At 72.9% G+C, this 18,788-nt stretch carries 14 protein-coding genes and 1 pseudogene; 9 read left to right on the top strand and 6 right to left on the bottom strand.

The features are described 5' to 3' along the window. Positions 1 to 56: 56 nt before the first annotated feature. Both ACFYX4_RS02650 and ACFYX4_RS02645 read right to left on the bottom strand, forming a co-directional pair. The gene (locus tag ACFYX4_RS02650; RefSeq protein WP_389324602.1) at positions 57 to 884 is read right to left on the bottom strand and encodes a DUF5336 domain-containing protein; all 828 of its coding nucleotides are present in this window, start codon (positions 882 to 884) and stop codon (positions 57 to 59) included. Positions 885 to 1,053: 169 nt separating this feature from the next. After that, positions 1,054 to 2,034 (bottom strand): N-acetylmuramoyl-L-alanine amidase, encoded by a 981-nt coding sequence (locus ACFYX4_RS02645; protein ID WP_389324600.1) that lies wholly within the window; start codon positions 2,032 to 2,034, stop codon positions 1,054 to 1,056. A gap of 346 nt (positions 2,035 to 2,380) precedes the next feature. On the opposite strand from ACFYX4_RS02645, the gene ACFYX4_RS02640 reads away from it, so the two are divergent. Then, complete coding sequence (locus ACFYX4_RS02640; protein WP_389324597.1) at positions 2,381 to 4,120, top strand: MFS transporter; 1,740 nt, start codon at positions 2,381 to 2,383, stop codon at positions 4,118 to 4,120. 238 nt (positions 4,121 to 4,358) lie between these two features. Further along, positions 4,359 to 5,009 (top strand): class I SAM-dependent methyltransferase, encoded by a 651-nt coding sequence (locus ACFYX4_RS02635; protein ID WP_389324595.1) that lies wholly within the window; start codon positions 4,359 to 4,361, stop codon positions 5,007 to 5,009. A 125-nt stretch (positions 5,010 to 5,134) separates the two neighbouring features. Here the strand turns inward: ACFYX4_RS02635 and ACFYX4_RS02630 are convergent, their stop codons facing one another. Next, positions 5,135 to 7,489, bottom strand: a complete 2,355-nt coding sequence (locus ACFYX4_RS02630; protein ID WP_389324592.1) for a hypothetical protein — start codon at positions 7,487 to 7,489, stop codon at positions 5,135 to 5,137. A 219-nt stretch (positions 7,490 to 7,708) separates the two neighbouring features. On the opposite strand from ACFYX4_RS02630, the gene ACFYX4_RS02625 reads away from it, so the two are divergent. From ACFYX4_RS02625 to ACFYX4_RS02610, 4 genes are all read left to right on the top strand, one after another. Further along, complete coding sequence (locus ACFYX4_RS02625; protein ID WP_389324589.1) at positions 7,709 to 8,665, top strand: hypothetical protein; 957 nt, start codon at positions 7,709 to 7,711, stop codon at positions 8,663 to 8,665. A gap of 418 nt (positions 8,666 to 9,083) precedes the next feature. Continuing rightward, the gene (locus tag ACFYX4_RS02620; RefSeq protein ID WP_389324586.1) at positions 9,084 to 9,953 is read left to right on the top strand and encodes a MaoC/PaaZ C-terminal domain-containing protein; all 870 of its coding nucleotides are present in this window, start codon (positions 9,084 to 9,086) and stop codon (positions 9,951 to 9,953) included. A gap of 36 nt (positions 9,954 to 9,989) precedes the next feature. Continuing rightward, positions 9,990 to 11,072, top strand: coding sequence for a Zn-dependent alcohol dehydrogenase (locus tag ACFYX4_RS02615; RefSeq protein WP_389324583.1), 1,083 nt, complete (start codon positions 9,990 to 9,992; stop codon positions 11,070 to 11,072). A gap of 14 nt (positions 11,073 to 11,086) precedes the next feature. Further along, positions 11,087 to 12,031, top strand: coding sequence for a 3-oxoacyl-ACP reductase (locus ACFYX4_RS02610; RefSeq protein ID WP_389324580.1), 945 nt, complete (start codon positions 11,087 to 11,089; stop codon positions 12,029 to 12,031). 137 nt (positions 12,032 to 12,168) lie between these two features. Here ACFYX4_RS02610 and ACFYX4_RS02605 read toward each other — a convergent pair whose 3' ends face one another. After that, entirely contained in the window at positions 12,169 to 12,348 is a 180-nt protein-coding gene (locus ACFYX4_RS02605) for a hypothetical protein (protein WP_389324577.1), read from the bottom strand. Positions 12,349 to 12,442: 94 nt separating this feature from the next. Then, positions 12,443 to 13,645 (bottom strand): hypothetical protein, encoded by a 1,203-nt coding sequence (locus ACFYX4_RS02600; RefSeq protein WP_389324574.1) that lies wholly within the window; start codon positions 13,643 to 13,645, stop codon positions 12,443 to 12,445. A 524-nt stretch (positions 13,646 to 14,169) separates the two neighbouring features. Between ACFYX4_RS02600 and ACFYX4_RS02595 the strand changes: the two genes are divergently transcribed. From ACFYX4_RS02595 to ACFYX4_RS02585, 3 genes are read left to right on the top strand one after another with little or no spacing between them, the layout of a single operon-like run. After that, positions 14,170 to 15,030 carry a Nif3-like dinuclear metal center hexameric protein gene (locus tag ACFYX4_RS02595; protein WP_389326695.1) on the top strand — a complete coding sequence of 287 codons (861 nt, stop codon included), beginning with the start codon at positions 14,170 to 14,172 and terminating at the stop codon, positions 15,028 to 15,030. Beyond that, positions 15,027 to 15,770: a zinc ribbon domain-containing protein gene (locus tag ACFYX4_RS02590; RefSeq protein WP_389326692.1), complete on the top strand. Its 744-nt coding sequence runs from the start codon at positions 15,027 to 15,029 to the stop codon at positions 15,768 to 15,770. Before ACFYX4_RS02595 ends, ACFYX4_RS02590 begins: the two co-directional genes overlap by 4 nt. Positions 15,771 to 15,810: 40 nt before the next feature. After that, entirely contained in the window at positions 15,811 to 18,036 is a 2,226-nt protein-coding gene (locus ACFYX4_RS02585) for a histidine phosphatase family protein (RefSeq protein WP_389326689.1), read from the top strand. Here the strand turns inward: ACFYX4_RS02585 and eda are convergent. Then, positions 18,008 to 18,681, bottom strand: a pseudogene (gene eda, locus ACFYX4_RS02580) (bifunctional 4-hydroxy-2-oxoglutarate aldolase/2-dehydro-3-deoxy-phosphogluconate aldolase). The gene ACFYX4_RS02585 and the pseudogene eda sit on opposite strands and share 29 nt — an antisense overlap. Between the last annotated feature and the right edge of the window lie 107 nt (positions 18,682 to 18,788).

Here is an 18,788-nt window from a genome sequence, read left to right as displayed (position 1 = left end):
CCCCCGCCCGGAAGGGCGAGGGGCCGTGGAACGCGGTGCGCGGGCGTCGGCCGCGGTCAGCCGCGCTGGATGCCCGAGGTGTCCCGCAGCACGCCGCGGCGGCCGTCCTGGGTCTGCGCGACCAGGCCCTGCGAGCCCTGCTCGACGGCCAGGTACCAGGTGCCCGGCGCGAGTTCGGCGATCGGCGTCTGCGCGCCGTCCTCCGCGTACAGCGGACGCGGCACCGGCACGGCGAACCAGAACGGCGAGAACTCCGCCGCCGGCGGCTGCGCCGGACCCGGCTGGCCGCCGAACGGCGACTGGGCCGGCTGCTGGCCCTGCTGCGGCGGCTGACCGCCGAACGGCGACTGCTGCGCACCCGGGTAGCCGTAACCGCCGGGCGGCTGCGCGCCGTAGGGCTGCGGGGCCGGCGGCTTCGGGGCCGGGATCAGACCGGCCTGGAGGGCGGGGACGAGCGGCGTGGCGATGGCCGCGCCGGCCATCAGCAGCGTGGCGACGAGGGCGATGATCAGGCCGGTGCCCGCGTCGGGCGCGCCCGAGCTGGAGCCGTTGCCGATGTTGTCGAGGCCGCCGACCGGGTCGATGACGTTGCCGAGGGCGCTCCACGCGGCGAACACCGCGAAGGCGACGCCGAACGGGCCGAGTTCCAGACCGGCGACCTTGCGGGGCTGCGGCAGGCCTCGGGCGACGACGACGAGGGCGGCGCCGATGAGGCCCGCCAGGACGACACTGAGGAGGACCGGTCCGCTCGACCAGAGGTTCGGCAGGTCGACGCTGTCTGGTACGTCGTCGTACGAGTAGTTGTCGAGGAAAGACGCGATGAACAGCAATACCGCTGCTCCGATCACCACGCCGTCGCCTCTAGTGAGGGAGCGGATATTCACTTCAGGTCCTTCGTCAGTCGTCTCGTCATCGATACTGGCCCGGTAGAGGCGTCGCTGTCACCATGTCGCCGTCAGGTTCTCGTGGGAAGCGCGGGGGTGGCCCCTCATCGTGGGGACGACACTATCGTCCGCACGATCGGACTGTCCGCAGGGATCAGTCCGCTGACCACTACCCGCGCAGGAAGCTCACGATTCCCTCGGAGATGCCCTGCGCCGCTTTCTGCCGCCAGACGCCGCTGGTCAGCAGCGCCGCGTCCTTGGTATCGCGCATGTTGCCGCACTCGATGAACACCTTGGGAACTGTTGACAGATTGAGACCGCCCAGGTCCTTACGCGTGACGATGCCGCTGCCGCCGCCGACGTAGTTGGAGGGCGCGGTGCCGGTCGCCCGGCCGAAGTCGTCGGCCACGAGCCGGCCGAGTTCGCGTGAAGGGGCCACGATGGCGCGGGTGTCGGCGTCGCCCGCCCGCACCTCGCCCGGCAGGATCACGTGGTAGCCGCGGTTGCCGCTCCCGGAGCCGTCGGCGTGGAGGGAGACGACCGCGTCGGCGTGCGCCGCGTTCCCGATCCGGGCCCGCTCGTCCACGCACGGCCCGTACGGGCGGTCCGCGTCCTGCGTCAGCTTCACCGTCACGCCGCGCTGTTGGAGCAGGGTGCGCAGCCGGTGCGCCACGTCGAGCGTGAACGCGGCCTCGCTGTAACCGGAGTTGGTGGAGGTGCCGGTGGTGTCGCACTCCTTGCGGTTGGTGCCGATGTCCACCTTGCGGTTGATCTCCGCGGTGTGCTGGAAGTTGGAGGGGTTGTGACCGGGGTCGATGACGACGACCTTGCCCTTGAGGGAGGTGGAGTCCGAACCCGGGCCGGTGCCGGTGCCGGTGCCGGTGCCGGTGCCAGCGCTGATGCCGGCGCTCGCCGAGGGGGTGCCGCTCGCCTTCTGGTCGCCGCCGCCCGCGCCCGCCGAGGAGGAGCCGCTCGACGCCGCGCCCTCCACCCGGTCGGGCCCGCCGTCCCCCGTCCCGCCCAGCGTCTCGTACGCCGCCCACCCCAGCAGCGCACCGGGCACGACCACGGCGAGCGCCACGGTCAGCGCCCTGCGCCGGGGAGAACGACGGGGGTGCGGGGAATCGAGGTCCGAGCCTGCGTAAGACACGCCTGACACCCTAGGGCCTGCCCGGCGGATCATGCCGCAGACGCGGGGCCTGGCACGCCCGTCGAACGCACCAAGCCCCGCTCACCGGTGCTGAGGAGCCACCGTCGGTTTCCTGCGACCTGATTCGCCGGACAGGCCCAACCGGCACCCCTCTCCGTCAAGAGAAGGTCAAGTTTTCGTTAGTGTGTCGAAGCATCGGAATAGTTGCCCGCGCATACGGGGTTCACCCTGCACGTATCCGCCGCAGACCCGCAGACCCGCAGACCCGCAGCCCCATCAGCCGCACGCCCGCCGCACGCGGGTACCGCATCCGCCGCACACCCCCAAGGCCCGGAGGCCCCGCTCCATGACGCACACACCGACCGACCGGCCCCCACGCGCAGCGAGCGGCGCCCTCGTGCCGGTGCTCGCCTTCGCGGGCATCGTCGTCGCGGTGATGCAGACCCTGCTCGTCCCGGTCATCAAGGACCTGCCGCAACTGCTGGACACCGAACCGAGCAACGCCACCTGGGTCCTCACCTCGACCCTTCTGTCCGGCGCCGTCGCCACCCCGATCATGGGCCGCCTCGGCGACCTGTACGGCAAGCGCCGCATGCTCGTCCTCAGCCTCGCCGTCATGGTCGTCGGCGCGCTGGTCAGCGCCCTCACCAGCGATCTGCTCACGATGATCGTCGGCCGCACCCTCCAGGGCTTCGCGATGGGCGCGATCCCGCTCGGCATCGGCCTCATGCGCGACATGCTGCCCCGCGAGCGGCTCGGCTCGGCCATGGCCCTGATGAGCTCCTCCATCGGCGTCGGCGGCGGCCTCGCCCTGCCCGCCGCGGCCCTCGTCGCCCAGCACGCCGACTGGCACGCCCTCTTCTACGGCGCGGCCGGCCTCGGCGTCCTCGCCATCGCCCTCACCCTGCTCGTCGTCCCCGAGTCCCCGACCCGCGCCGCCGGCTCCTTCGACCTGCCCGGCGCGCTCGGCCTCTCCGCCGGACTCGTCCTCTTCCTGCTGCCCATCACCAAGGGCAGCGACTGGGGCTGGACCTCCGCCACCACGCTCGGCCTGTTCGCCGCCTCCGCCGTCGTCCTCGTCCTGTGGGGCGTGATGGAACTGCGGCTCGCCGCCCCGCTGGTGGACCTGCGCACCACCGCCCGGCCCGCCGTGCTCTTCACCAACCTCGCCTCGATCATGGTCGGCGTCAGCTTCTACGTCGTCTCCCTCGTCCTGCCGCAGCTGCTCCAGCTGCCGAAGAGCACCGGCTACGGCCTCGGCCAGTCGATGGTCGTCGCCGGCCTGCTGGTCGCGCCGCTCGGCCTGACGATGATGTTCACCGCGCCCGTCTACGCCCGTCTCTCCGCCAAGTACGGCCCCAAGGTCACCCTGATCCTCGGCATGCTGATCATCGCGATCGGCTACGGCGCCGGCCTCGGCCTGATGAGCGCCGCCTGGCAGAGCCTCGTCATCGCGGTCGTCCTCGGCGCGGGAATCGGCCTCGCCTACTCCTCGCTGCCCGCGCTGATCGTCGGCGCGGTCCCCGCCTCCGAGACCGGCGCGGCCAACGGCCTCAACACGCTGATGCGGTCCATCGGCACGTCGGTGTCGAGCGCCGTCGTCGGCATGGTGCTGGCCAACACCGCGAACACCGTGGGCGGCGTCGAGATCCCCACGCTGCACGGCTTCCGCGTGTCCTTCATCATCGCCACCGCCGCGGTCGCCGTCGGCCTGGTCCTCGCCCTCTTCCTGCCCGGCCGCACCCCGGCGGCGAAGCCGCAGCTGCGCGCCAGCAGCGAGGAGGACGCCAACCTGGAGCGCGCCGAGGAGGCGCTGCGCGGGTTCCGTGGGCGGGTGCTGGATGCCGGTGGTGCTCCCGTCGCCCGTGCCCGGGTCACCCTCATCGACCCGCGCGGTCGGCGGGCCGGGGCGACGCTGTCCGGTGACGACGGTGGGTACGTCCTCGCGGTCCCGGCGCAGGGGGCGTACGTCCTTGCCGCGAAGGCGTCCGGTCATGGGCCGCTTGCCTCTGCGGTGACGCACGCGGGGGATGAGGGGGCGGTGGACCTGGATCTGTCTCTTCCCGGCGAGACGGTGACTGCTTAGCGCCCAGGGGGGTGCCTCGCTGGGGGCGTTCGGCGGGTGCGGCAGCGTTGTGGCTGGTCGCGCCCACGCGGCGGAGCCGCAAATGAATACAGCCCCGCGCCCCTCAGGGCGTTGCCGCGCCCCTGAGAGCATTTCCACGGCCCCTTAGGGGCGCTCTCCGCGCCCCCGGTCGAAGTGCTGGTCGGGGGTGCGGCAGCATGGGGGCTCAGACGTACGTGCGATCGAAAAGGAACCCCCCATGAGCGCGACGCCCGAGCCCGAGATCCTCGCCGCGTTCGAAGGTGCCAAGGGGTTCATGCCCCTCGACGAGGGGCTGGCGCTGTACGCGGCTGCTGTGGCGGCGGGTGGGCTCGGGCTGCCGTTGCTCGAGGTCGGCACCTACTGCGGGCGCTCCACGATCCTGCTCGCCGGCGCCGCCCGCCGGGCCGGGGTCACCGCGCTCACCGTCGACCACCACCGGGGCAGCGAGGAGCAGCAGCCAGGCTGGGACTACCACGACCCGCAGACCGTCGACCCCGAACTCGGCCTGATGGACACGCTGCCGTCCTTCCGCCGCACCCTGCACCGGGCCGGCCTGGAGGATCACGTCGTGGCGCTGGTCGGCCGCTCGCCGCAGATCGCCGCGCTCTGGAACTCGCCCCTGGGCCTCGTCTTCGTCGACGGCGGCCACACCGACGAGCACGCGAACGCCGACTACGAGGGCTGGGCGCCCCGGGTCGCCGACGGCGGCCTCCTCGTCGTCCACGACGTCTTCCCGCACCCCGAGGACGAGTTCACCGGCCAGGCCCCCTACCGCGTCTATCTGCGCGCCCTGGAGTCCGGCGCCTTCACGGAGGTCTCCGACACCGGTTCGCTGCGGGTGCTGCGGCGCACGGGCGCCGGGATCTGACCGAGCACGCGACGGCGTACGCGTCTCCGTAGGCGTAGGCGTAGGCGTACGCGAAGGCCCCCGCATCCCGGTGGTACGAAAATGCGGGGGCCGTTCGCGTTCACGCGCGCGGTGTCGGACCGGGCCTAACCGCCGGTGCCACGCCTGCGCTTGATCCAGACGAGGGCCGCACCCGCGGCCAGGAGAGCCGCGGCGATCCCGGCGATCGTCAGGACCTGGGCGCCGGTGTCGGCCAGGCCGCCGCCGCCCGTGTCACCTCCTCCGGTCCCTCCGGTCGGCAGGGGCGTCTGGCCGCCGTTGCCGGACGGAGCCGGCGCCGGGGTGTGGGAGGGGGCCGGCGATCCGGTGGGCGTGCCGGTCGGCTTGCCGGTGGGCTTCCCGCTCGGGCTGGGCGACGGGCCGGGGCCCGGCGTGCCGCCGTCGGGCCGGCCGCTGTTGTCGCCGCCCATCACCGTGGTGCCGGTCTCCTGGTAGCCGAGGGCCTCCTGACGCGAACCCTTCGTGACGGAGGGCAGGTTGGGCTTCTCCGCCTGGAAACGGGCCTTGGTGACCTTCTCCTGGGGCTGCTGGGTCAGGTCGACGCCGCCGACCGTGTAGATCCAGACCTCGCCGCCGACGGGGATCTCGTACTTGAAGTCCCCCTCGGTGTAGGAGCGTTTCATCTCCTTCCAGACGGTCATCTTGTCCCAGTCGGCGTTCTTGCCGCGCAGCGGCCAGCGCTTCACCTGGTTGCTGTCGATGATGCCGGCGAAGGAGCCGCCGAAGGCCTTCTTGTCCCGGGCGACGGTCTCACGGACGTACTCGGCGGCGATCCGGGCCTTGTAGACGCGGCGCAGGTCGGCGTACTTGGCGTCCTCGTTGACCTGCTTCTGGACCACCGGCAGGATCGTCCGCCCGTAGACCTCCATGTTGTGGGCGGTCTGCTCCTTGGTCAGGGTGCAGGGCATCCCGCCGCCGGGGCCGGGGGTGTTGTAGTCCTGGGCGACGGTCTTCACCTCGAGCGGGGCGCTGAGGATGTACGCGCCGTCGTCCTCGATGCGGACCTCGGCCTTCTTCGGGACGATCCAGTTGCGGGTCGAGCCCATGCAGGGCTTGCCGTCGACCTTGGCGATCCCGTCCCAGAACCGTTTGCCGGCGTCGGTCTTCGGATCCTCGGCGCGGCCGAAGTCCCGCTTCATCTCCATGTCGGCCTCGAGGAGGACGCGACCGGCGTCGGTCTTGTCGAACGGCGCCTTCATGATCGTGCCCGGGTCGTCCGGGTTGAGGTTGACCCAGAAGTGCTCGGGCGTCAGCGCGAGCCAGGTGAAGAAGGCGTCCGAGATGAGCTGGGCCTTCTCCGCGCCGCCGTAGCCCGGTGCGGTCTCCTCGTCGGCGTTCTTCGCGCTGAAGGAGTAGGAGAGGTTCCCGGTCTTCGTCTGCCCGATGTAGGAGATGTCGAGGGTGGAGAAGTCGACGCCGCCCGGACTGCGGAGGCTGTTGCCGGGCTGCTGGACCAGGCCCCGCGCCCGCTCGATCTGACGGCGGGCGTCCTCGGGCGTGGCCGCGGACCGGCGGGCCATCTCGCCGCCCGAGCCGAAGGAGGGCCGGTTCGGGTCCGGCGTCATCAACTGGTTGCTGTTGGGCGTGTACTTGCCGACGGCGAACCGCGGATTCGGCGTGGCCGCGTGCCGGTAGTGCTGCACACCGGCGGCCCGGTACTTCTCGATCGTCTTCGCGTCGGGCTCCTGCCCGTTGATGTAGACGACCCTCCAGCCCCGGCGGACGAGCTCGGCGTCGATCTTCAACTGCCGTGCGTCGTAGCCGATTCCGGACTTGATCTCGTAGACGGTTCGGGTGCGCTGGTTGACCGCGTCGAAGACCCGGCCGTCCCTCATCACGTCCTTGCCGAGGGTCCGCTCGAGTTCCTTGTAGAGGTTCGGGTTGAGGTCGCGGAGGTTCTTCTGGCAGATCCAGTCCACGCCGCCGAGGTCGAAGTACTTCACGACCTCGGACTCGAAGGCGTTGCCGCGCTTGTTGTTGCCCTCGTTGCGGGAGTAGACGTTGTTCAGCCACTCGTTGAAGGTGCCCGCGTAGGGCTTGGCGCCGGCCTGGTTCTGCCGCCAGGTCGTGACCGCGTTCTCCGGCGTGCCCCACGCGTACTTCTTCGGGTCGTTCCCGTCCGGCAGGGCGATCAGAGCCGGGTCGGCGAGCGCCTCGAAGCCCTTGGCGAGGTGGTCGTAGCCGTAGAAGCGGTCCTCGGCGTTCGGGGTCTTCCACTGGTTCGCACCGGCGGGTTTGTAGCCGGGCAGTCTGTGCGCCGGCGGCGGGGTCGCGCTCGTGCCGTACTTGTCCATGCAGCGGCCCAGCATCGGCTTCGGCGGCGCGGCGTCGGCGCTGTCGTGGACGCCGGGCAGCGGACCGGCCACCAGCACGGTCGCACCGATCGCGACGAGCGCCGCCCGCAGCCTGAACCAGCCGCGTACGCGTATCGCAGAATGCATGTGTGAGTCCCTCGTGGGGGCGGAGCTGAACCCCTGTGCGCAGGGCGAGGAAGGACAACCGGGCGGTGCATGGCCCCCGTTGATGCCACCGCCTGCCCGGCACCCTAGCGTCTGTCGACCCGTCGAACACAGGAGTTACACAGGCGTGCCGCACAACAACCACACCTTCGCGAACGGCACTTGGCCCCGTCGCAGGTCCGCGGCCTACCCTTGCGGGCCATGACCGCCAACGCGCACCGGCCCGCCCATGAGCAGCTCCTCGAACGCTGGCTGGACGATCTCCAGGTGCTGGCCGCACGGCTCCAACAGGTGCATCTCCCGGGCGACTTCCCCTTCGACTACACGCCTGCCTCGCTGGCCGCGCTGGAAGAGGCGCTGCTCGACGAGGAGCCGGACGACGCCTTCCGCCGGGCCGCGACCGTCTACGCCGGGGAGGTCCTCATGGACATCTGCGGCGGCCGGTGGGACGTCGACCCCGACACGGGAGGCGAGGACGGCGAACCGTTCGTCCGCCCCGACCCCGCCCTCGGTCTGCCCCCGCTGTCCGTCGCCGTCCTCATCGACGTCGCTCTCGCCGAACGCTCCGGCGAAGTGTTCACCCGCGAGCTCGAACAGCTCGCCGACGCCGTGGCCGGTCTGCGCCGGAGCGCGCCCGGCCGGGAGCCGGTCAAGGAACGCTCCCCCCTGGACCCGATCGGCCCCCAGCCCGTGGACGAATGGCTCCAGGGGTGGCTGGCCGACCGGCAGGCCGCCCACCCCGACTGGGCACGGCGGCTGTCCGGGGTCGGGGCCGTGTCCATGGCCGGGGCCGGGGAGGCCCGGGAATGGGACTTCTCCCCGGACAGCCTCGACGCGCTGGAACGACAGGTGCGCGAGCGGTACCGCACCCTCGCCGACTTCGACGCGGACCGAGAGGGCCCGTTCCTCCAGGGTGCCGTCTGGTACCTGGGACAAGTCATCTGCCTGCACCACGACAGCACTTGGGTCCACTGGGCGATCGAGCCCGACGCCCCGCGCGGCAGCCACCACCACGCCGACAACCCCTGGTCCGGCATCCCCTTCACCCACCAGCCCCACCGACGCCAGGCCCACCCCTGCGACCCGCTCGACATGCTCCGCGGCCTCGTCCGCTACGGCGCCGGCTACCGGTTGGCGGGGCTCGTCGCCGACGTCTAAAGCGGGCGGCGGAACTCGACGGGACTCACGGGAGCTCAACGGAGCTCAGAGCAAGGCGTCGGCGGACGGCGCGACCGTGGCCGACATCGCGGCCGGGCTCCGCCGGGTTCGGTACGACCGCCCTCGCGACGGCGGGCGGCTCGCTGTCCGCGGGGTGACCGGGGTGCGGAGGGACGGGACGCCGGGCCTTCGGCGCACGATCTGACTCGCCGTCAGGAGTCTTCACAAGTATCGGGGCCTGGGCTATACAGAGGACGCCGCACTGGAACGCGTTCTAGAACGGGCGAGGTTCCGCGGCCCTGTGACGACCTCGGTGCGGCCGACGGTGCGGACGGCCGTATCGGGGTCTTACCCCGCCGACCCAACGCCGCATCGCACCGTAGCGCCGCCGCTCGCCGCCGTCACCGTCAGGAGTGCCATGCCCATCGACGCAGCCAAGGCGCTCGCCGCCGAACCCCGGCCCGGCGAGATCTCCTGGGACCGCAAGGACGTCCTGCTCTACCACCTCGGCATCGGCGCGGGCGTCCCCGCCACCGACCCCGACGAACTGCGGTACACCCTGGAGTCCAGGCTGCATGTCCTGCCGAGCTTCGCCACCGTCGCGGGCTCCGGCGCGCCCGGCGTGATCAGCGGACTGTCCCTGCCCGGCATCGACGTCGACCTCTCCCGCGTCCTGCACGGCGGCCAGACCCTCACCCTGCACCGGCCCCTCCCCGCCGAGGGCTCCGCGACCACCACCGCCCGGATCGCCGCCGTGTACGACAAGGGCAAGGCCGCCGTCCTCATCATGCGCACCGAAGTCGCCGATTCCGAGGGCCCGTTGTGGACCAACGACTCCCAGATCTTCGTCCGCGGCGAGGGTGGCTGGGGCGGCGACCGTGGCCCCTCTGCCCGGCTCGACCCGCCCGCCGGTGAACCCGACAAGACCGTCGAACGACGGCTGCGTGAGGACCAGGCCCTGCTCTACCGCCTCTCCGGCGACTGGAACCCCCTGCACGCCGACCCCGAGTTCGCAAAGCTCGCCGGCTTCGAGCGGCCCATCCTGCACGGGCTGTGCACCTACGGGATCACCCTGAAGGCGGTCGTCGACACGCTGCTCGACGGGGACGTGACCCGGGTCCGGGCGTACACCACGCGCTTCGCCGGAGTCGTCTACCCCGGCGAGACCCTGCGCGTGCGGATGTGGCGCGGGACGGCGCAGGACGTCGGGTCCGTCCGGGTCGCGGTGAGCGCCGTCGAACGGGACGACGCGCCCGTCCTCGCCGACACCGTCGTCGAACACACCTGAGCCCGACTGCTTCGAACCGTCGAGGGGAGCCGCACCATGCGCGCAGCGGTACTGCACGAGATCGGCCAGGACAAGCTGGAGGTCCTCGACGACGTCGAGGCGGTGGGCTTCGGCCCCGGCAGGGTCAGGATCAGGGTGCGCGCCACGGGGCTGTGCCACTCCGACCTGTCCGCGATGGGCGGTGTGCTGCCGCAGCCCGCGCCGTTCGTGCCCGGCCACGAGGGCGCGGGCGAGATCCTGGAGGTCGGGGAAGGCGTCACCCGGGTCAAGCCCGGCGACCGGGTGGTGGTGTGCTGGCTGCCGGCCTGCGGCGCCTGCCCCGCCTGCAAGCGCGGGCAGACCGAACTGTGCCTGGCCGGGTTCATGAACGCGGGCACCCCCAACTTCCGTCGCGCCGAAGGCGGTTCGGACGTCTTCGGGTTCGCCGGGACCGGCACCTTCGCCGAGGAGGTCGTGGTCGACGCCGGCTGCGCCGTCCCCATCCCCGACGACGTGCCCTTCGACATCGCCGCGCTCATCGGGTGCGGGGTGACGACCGGCCTGGGCGCCGCGCTCAACACGGCCGACGTGGAAGCCGGTTCGTCCGTCGCCGTCATCGGCTGCGGAGGGGTGGGGGTGTCCGCGATCCAGGGCGCGCGGCTGAAGGGCGCCGCCGAGATCGTCGCCGTCGACCCGGTCGCCTCACGCCGGGAGGCGGCGCTCAAGTTCGGTGCCACGCGCGCCGTTTCGCCCGAGGAGCTGGGCGACGCCAAGCAACAGGTCACCGCGGGCGAGGGATTCGACTACGTCTTCGAGGTCGTCGGCCGCTCCGCCACCGCCCGCACCGCCTACGAGGCCACCCGGCGCGGCGGCACCCTCGTCGTCGTCGGTGCCGGGGCCATGGACGACCACCTCCAACTCAACATGTTCGAGCTGTTCTTCGACGAGAAGCGCATCCTGCCCTCGATGTACGGCGGCGGCGACGTGCTGCGCTCCTACGAGCGGACCATCGCCCTGTGGCGGGCCGGCCGTCTCGACCTCGCGGGCCTGATCACGCACCGGGTGCCGCTCGCGGAGATCAACGAGGCGCTCGACCAGATGCGCACCGGGACCGCCCTGCGCACCTGCATCGAGATCTGAGAGCGGGGCGGATCATGTCTCTTCCGCTCGAAGGGCTCTCCGCGATCGTCACCGGCGCCGGACGCGGACTCGGCCGGGCCGAGGCGCTCGAACTGGCCCGGCTGGGCGCGGCCGTCGTCGTCAACGACTACGGCCGGCCCGGCCGCGACGGCTCCGGCGAGGCGTCGGCCGGCCCCGCCGAGGAGGTGGCGGCCGAGATCCGCTCGGCCGGCGGCGTCGCGCTCGCGCAAACCGGGGACGTCTCCGACTTCCGAGCCGCGCGGGAACTGGTCGAGTCGGCGATCGGCGAGTACGGGAAGCTGGACATCGTCGTCAACAACGCGGGCATCCTGCGCGACCGGATGGTCTTCTCCATGACGGAGGAGGAATGGGACTCGGTGATCCGGGTCCACCTCAAGGGACACTTCAACACCACCCGATTCGCCGCCGAGCACTGGCGCGCACGGTCCAAGGCGGCGGGCGGGCCGGTGTACGGGCGGATCGTGAACACCTCGTCGGAGGCGTTCCTCGCGGGCTCCGCCGGACAGCCCAACTACGCGGCGGCGAAGGGCGGGATCGTCGGCCTGACGACGTCCACCGCGCTCGCCCTCGCCAAGTACGGCGTCACCGCGAACGTCATCTGCCCGCGCGCCCGCACCCGGATGACCGAGGACGTCTTCGCCGGACTCGTCCGCCCCGAGGAGGGGCTCGACCCGCTCGCCCCCGAGCATGTCGCCCCACTCGTCGGCTACTTGGCCTCACCGGCCGCCGGCGGGATCAACGGACAGCTGCTCGTCGTGCACGGCGGGATGGTCGCCGTCGTCGAACGGCCGCGGGTGCGGGCGAAGTTCGACAGCAAGCAGGAGGCCTTCACCTACGAGGAGTTGGACTCCGTCCTCGGCGCGCACTACGGGGAGCGGCCGGAGGGGGAGACGTTCGGGGCGGCGGAGGTGCTGGGGCTGCGGCGGGGAGGGCAGTAGCGGGCCGCAGGGCCGGGCGCTCGGCGGTGGATAGGCGGAGGTGCGGTCGGCGGTGGATGTGCGGAGGGGCTCCGGCCGTCGGGTGGACGGACGGAGCCCCTCGGCGTGCCGTCGGACAGGCATGTCAGGCGCGCGTGTCAGACAGTCGCGTCGGCCCTCTCCGCGGCCGGCTTGCGGTGCCGGCCGCTGGGAGTGGACCCGCTCTCGTGGGACGAGACCGGGCCCCGGTGCCGGCCGTGACCGGCGGACTCGGAGGAGTCGGCGGACAGCGGCTGCTCCTGCGGCTGCCGCGGCTGCGTGGTGCTTGCGTCGCTCATCGGAAGAGTTCACCCCGTCAACATGATCTTTTACAGCCGGGTGAGTTTATCCAGCACCCCTCCGGGCGGATCCAGGCGGCCACGCGAACCGCTGCTACTTCGTTACAAGCCGGTCGAGCGGGGCCTGTTGAAGGGGCACCGGGCGGGGGGCGAGGGGGCTGGTGGGGGAGAGGAGTGAAGGGGGTGAAGTGAGCGGGTCGAGTGAGGGGGATTCGGGGTGCGGGTCGAGTGCGGGGGGTGCGGGGAGCGAGGGCGCGCTGGGGGGCGGCGGGGTCAGTAGCGCCACCCCGCAGGGCTCCGTCTCCGTCGCGTACGGCAGGCGCAGCACGCCGTCCTCCGTCCACAGGCCGGCGCCCGCCAGCCAGCCGGCCGGCGGCGCGAGCTGATGGAGCCGTCGTTCGGCGGGCCGCCACACCCCGACCCAGCTGCCGAACGGTCCCTCCATCCGCAGCGCCACCGCACAGCTCTCCGGCGTCAGGACCTGGCCCGGCTGGATCGCGAACGGCGTCACCGTGCAGTCCGGCAGCCGCAGCGACTCCGGGAAACGCACCGGGAGCATGCTGCCCAGCACCCCCCAGCCGAGGCGGGCCGCGCCGGGCGAGGGCGCGTCCGAGCTGACGAGCAGCAGCCCGCTGTCGGGGGCCGCGAGCAGGACGCGGTCGTCGCTGTCGGCGGCGATCTGGAGCAGCGGAGACACCTCGCCGCCGCGCTCCAGGTCCACCACGATCGCCTTCGTACGGCCGCCGATCCTCCGGTCCAGCGCCAGCATGCGGCCCGTCCGGTCCAGCCAGACCCCGCCCGAGCAGCGGCCGGCGATCTCGGCGACGTGCTCCGGGCCGAAGGCGCCGCCCGCCACCAGCCACAGCGCGGTCGAACGCGGGCCGACGGCGAGGGCGTACGCGCGTCCGCCGCACGGCGCCGGCGGCAGCAGGCGCAGCCGGACGCCGTCGTCCGGGCACTCCACCGCGCCCAGCGGGAGTTCGCCCGTGCCGGGGCCGGTCGGGTACAGCAGGGAGAAGGCGTGCCGTCCCCGGGCGACGCGGTGGATGAGGACGCGTCCGTCGGCGAGCGGCTGCACCTCCGTGCCGGGCTCCTCCGGCTGGTCGCCGGGCAGCGGGACGGCGTACGGCTCGTGGCCGTCCAGCGTCCAGCGCTCGGGGAACCAGCACGCGGACCCGGCGTCGCGGGCGAGGCGGGCCGCGTAGGCGCCGTCCGCCGTGATCACGCAGTCCGCGTGCGGCGTACGGTCGTCGTCGTCCTCGTCCTCCGCGGTGGGTTCGGTCGCACAGGCCGTCATTTTTCGGTCACCTCCGGCGACGAAGCTAGTTTTCGGGCGCGGGGGTGGGGGTCGGGGGGTGGGGGGCTTCGCTCTAATGAGTGGTGCAGAAGCGATTCGCCTCCGGCGGTTGGGGTGGGTGTGCTGGGTGTTGTCTAGGCGTTCTCGCCCACCCACCCGCCCGACTCGGTCGGCTGGAAGGCCCCCCACCCTGGGGCTCCGCCCCAGACCCCCCGGGCTCCGCCCCGAACCACCCCGGGGCTCCGCCCCGGCGCGCCCACCCACCCCGCCCGACTCGGTCGGCTGGGAGGGCACCCAACCCTGGGGCTCCGCCCCAGACCCCCCGCCCTGGGGCTTTGGCCTCAGCCCCCTGGGGTCTGCCCTAGCCCCCCGGGGTTCCGCCCCAGCCCCCCGGGGTTCCGCCCCAGCCCCCTGGGGCTGCGCCTCGTGTCCTTCCGGGGTGGGCTGCGGCCGGGGTTCCCCTGCCGCCGAACCAGCCGCGCGATACAGCCCCCCGAAGCGCCAGGTAGCCTTTTCCCGTGTCGTTGCCTTGTCTTTCTGAAGTTGTCGCCGCTCTCGAGAACCTGTGGCCCGCCGAGCGGGCCGAGGGCTGGGATGCGGTCGGTACTGTCGTGGGGGAGCCGGGGCAGGAGGTCGGGCGGGTGCTCTTCGCCGTCGACCCCGTCCAGGACGTCGTCGACGAGGCCGTGAAGCTGGGCGCCGACCTGCTGGTCACCCACCACCCGCTCTATCTGCGCGGCACGACCACCGTCGCCGCCTCCACCTTCAAGGGCCGGGTCGTCCACACCCTCATCAAGAACGACATCGCCCTGCACGTCGCCCACACCAACGCCGACACCGCCGACCCCGGCGTCAGCGACGCCCTCGCCGGCGCGCTCGACCTGCGCGTCGTACGGCCCCTCGTGCCCGACCCCACCGACCCCGACGGGCGGCGCGGCCTCGGGCGGATCTGCGAGCTCGACCACCCGCTCACCGTCCGCGAGTTCGCCGCCCGCGCCGCCGAGCGGCTGCCCGCCACCGCGCAGGGCATCCGGGTCGCGGGCGACCCCGACGCCGTCGTGCGGACCGTCGCCGTCAGCGGCGGGTCCGGCGACAGCCTCTTCGACCAGGTCCGCGCGGCCGGCGTCGACGCCTTCCTCACCGCCGACCTGCGTCACCACCCGTCGTCCGAGGCCCGCGCCCACAGTCCTCTCGCGCTGCTCGACGCGGCGCACTGGGCCACCGAGTGGCCCTGGTGCGAGCTGGCGGCCGCCCAGCTCGACGAGATCTCCGACCGGAACGGATGGGGCCTTCGGGTCCACGTCTCCCGCACGGTCACCGACCCCTGGACCGCCCACGCGGCGTCCTCCAGCACCCCTTCTGAAACCTTGGGAGCCCCCAACTGAACGCCGAGCCCGCCGACCAGATCCGACTCCTCGACGTCCAGGCCCTCGACGTCCGCCTCCAGCAACTCGCGCACAAGCGGCGGTCGCTCCCCGAGCACGCCGAGATCGAGTCGCTCACCAAGGACCTCACGCAGCTGCGGGACCTGCTGGTGGCCGCGCAGACCGAGGAGAGCGACACCGCCCGCGAGCAGACCAAGGCCGAGCAGGACGTGGACCAGGTGCGCCAGCGTGCCGCCCGCGACCAGCAGCGTCTGGACTCCGGCGCCGTCACCTCCCCGAAGGACCTGGAGAACCTCCAGAAGGAGATCGTCTCCCTCGCCAAGCGGCAGGGCGACCTGGAGGACGTCGTCCTGGAGGTCATGGAGCGCCGCGAGGCCGCGCAGGAGCGGGCCGCCGAGCTGACCGAGCGCGTCGGCTCCGTGCAGGCGAAGATCGACGACGCGAACGGCCGCCGCGACGCCGCCTGCGAGGAGATCGACGGCGAGGTCGCCTCCATCGGCAAGGAGCGCGAGGTCATCGCCGCCGCCGTCCCCGCCGACCTGCTCAAGCTCTACGACAAGCTGCGCGAGCAGCAGGGCGGCATCGGCGCGGCCAAGCTGTACCAGCGCACCTGCCAGGGCTGCCGCCAGGAGCTGTCGATCACGGACATCAACGAGATCCGCAAGGCGCCGTCGGGCACGGTCGTGCGGTGCGAGAACTGCCGCCGGATCCTGGTGCGGACCTCCGAGTCCGGCCTCTAGCCGGCCGGTCACTGGAGGGCGGCGGTCGGTGGTCGTGCACGTGCGGGAGTTCATCGTCGAGGCGGACGGCGGTTCCCGGGGCAACCCGGGTCCGGCGGGCTACGGCAGTGTGGTGATCGACGCGGCGACGGGGGAGACCCTTGTCGAGCGGGCCGAGTACATCGGCGTCGCCACCAACAACGTGGCCGAGTACCGGGGGCTGGTGGCCGGGCTGCTCGCCGCCCGTGAACTGGACCCGGCCGCGTCGGTGCACGTCCGCATGGACTCCAAGCTCGTCGTCGAGCAGATGTCGGGCCGCTGGAAGATCAAGCACCCCGACATGAAGCCGCTGGCCACGGAGGCGTCCCGCGTGTTCCCGCCCGGCCAGGTCACCTACGAGTGGATCCCCCGCGCCCAGAACAAACACGCGGACCGGCTGGCGAACGAGGCGATGGACGCGGGGAAGCGGGGTGAGCAGTGGGAGGCGGGCACGTCGAAGCCGGCGCCCGCCACCCCGACGGCTCCGGTGCCCGCCGCCCCGACTGCACGGGCGCTCGCCGCCCCGACGGCTCCGGCTCTAACCGCCCCGACTGCTCCGGCTCTCGCCGCTCCGACTCCGCCGTTCCCCGCGCCTGCGGGCCCGCCGGGTGACGCGACCACGGGTGCGGCCCGGGCCCGCGAGGCGCTGCGGTCGCGTGCCGACGCCTCCGTCGGGGTGGAGTCGCGTGGGGGTGGGGCCTTGAAGGGGGAGGCTGATCTTCGGGCTGCGCGGGCTGTGGGGAATTCGGACGGTGTCGGTACGCCGGCCGGTGTCGGTGCCTCGGCCGGTGCTGAAACCTCGGCTGGTATCGACACCCGGGACGGCGTCGGCACCCCGGCCCCTGCCGACACCCCGGCTGGCGTCGACACTTCGGCTGGTGCCGACGCTCCCGCCGGCGTTGGTGCCCCTGTCCGTGCTGGCACCCCGGCCCCTGCCGGCACCCCGGCCGGTTTCGGCACCTCGGCCGGTATCGACGCCCCGGACGGCGTCGGTGCCCCTGCCCGTGCGGGCACCCCAGCCCCTGCCGGCACCCCGGCCGGTTTTGGCACCTCGGCCGACGTCGACACTTCGGCCGACGTCGACACTTCGGCCGACGTCGACACTTCGGCCGACGTCGACACTTCGGCCGACGTCGGCACCCCCGCCCGTGCGGGCACCCCCGACCGTGCGGGCACGCCCGACCGTGCGGGCACGCCCGACCGTGCGGGCACGCCCGACCGTGCGGGCACCCCCGACCGTGCGGGCACCCCCGCCCGTGCGGGCACCCCCGACCGTGCGGGCACCCCCGACCGTGCGGGCACCCCCGCCCGTGCGGGCACGCCCGCCCGTGTCGGCACCCCGGCCCGTGCTGGCACCTCGGCCGGTATCGACACGGACGGCGTCGGTCCCCCCGCCCCTGCCGCCACCCCCGCCCCTGCCGCCACCCCCGCCCCTGCCGCCACCCCCGCCCGTGCCGCCACTCCCGCGCGTGCGGGCACCCCCGCCCCTGCCGGCCCCCCGGCCCCTGCCGTCACCCAGACCCGTGTCGGCGAAAGACCTGCCTCCGCCGCGCAGACCCGCGTCGGCGAAGGACCCGCCACCCCGCAGACCAGCGTCGGCTGGGGTTCCGCTCCCGATCTCGGGGCTCCCGCCACCCTTGTTCTGTTGCGGCACGGTGAGACGCCGCTCACCCCGCAGAAGCGGTTCTCCGGCAGCGGTGGCAGTGATCCCTCCCTCTCCGCCGTCGGCCGGGAGCAGGCCGAGCGGGTCGCCATCGCCCTCGCCCGGCGGGGGACGATCCAGCACATCGTCGCCTCCCCGCTGACACGCACCCGGGAGACCGCCGGCGCGGTCGCGGCCCGCCTCGGTCTGGAGGTCGTCGTCGACGACGGCCTGCGTGAGACGGACTTCGGCGCGTGGGAGGGGCTGACGTTCGGCGAGGTCCGCGAGCGTCACCCGGAGGACCTCACCCGGTGGCTCGCCGACCCCGAGGCCGAACCCACCGGCGGTGGCGAGAGCTTCGCGACCACCGCGACCCGCATCGCGGCCACCCGCGACAGGCTCGTCGCGCAGTACGCGGGCCGCACGGTCCTGCTGGTCACCCACGTGACCCCGATCAAGACCTTCGTACGGCTCGCCCTGGGTGCCCCGCCCGAGTCCCTGTTCCGGATGGAACTGTCGGTGGCCTCGCTCTCGGTGGTGGCGTACTACGCCGACGGCAACGCCAGCGTCCGGCTGCTCAACGACACGTCTCACCTGCGTAGTTGAGGGCAACGCCCCTGAGGCGTGCGGCGGTTCGCGCCAAGTCCTCGATCCGCGCCCAGTCCCGTCCCGCCAACGCCTCCTCCGGGACCATCCAACTCCCGCCCACGCAACCGACGTTGGGCAGCGCCAGATACTCCGCCCCGTTGTCCGGGCCGATCCCGCCGGTCGGGCAGAAGCGGGCCTGCGGCAACGGCCCGGCCGGCGACCGCAGATAGGCCGTGCCGCCGGCGGCCTGCGCCGGGAAGAACTTCATCTCCCGCACCCCGCGCTCCAACAGCGCCACCACCTCCGACGCGGTCGACACCCCGGGCAGGAAGGGCATCCGGACTCCGTCATCGCCGTCAGCAGGGAGTCCGTCCACCCGGGGCTGACCAGGAAGCGCGCCCCGGCCTCCCGGCACCGCGCCACCTGCTCCGGCGTGATCACGGTCCCCGCCCCGACCACCGCCTCCGGCACCGCGCCGGCGATCTCCCGGATCGCGTCGAGCGCGGCGGGCGTGCGCAGCGTCACCTCGATCACCGGCAGCCCGCCACGAGCGCCCGCGCCAGCGGTACGGCGTCGGCGACGTCCGACAGGACCACGACGGGCACGAACGGGGGCGAGGTCCAGGACGGAGACAGCCGAAGCGGAAGGCACGGGTGAGGCCATGCGCCTGACCCTGCCCGCGGCCGCAACGGGCGCAAAGCCCATTGCGCATGCTGCAACACACCGCGCGGGCGGAGGCCTAATACCTAGGAGCTAAGGCCCACGGGATA

The organism is Streptomyces sp. NPDC002328, assembly GCF_042890065.1.
Lineage (GTDB): Bacteria > Actinomycetota > Actinomycetes > Streptomycetales > Streptomycetaceae > Streptomyces.
Note: the sequence above shows the minus strand (reverse complement) of the source record. Positions and strands in the feature narration are given on the sequence as shown.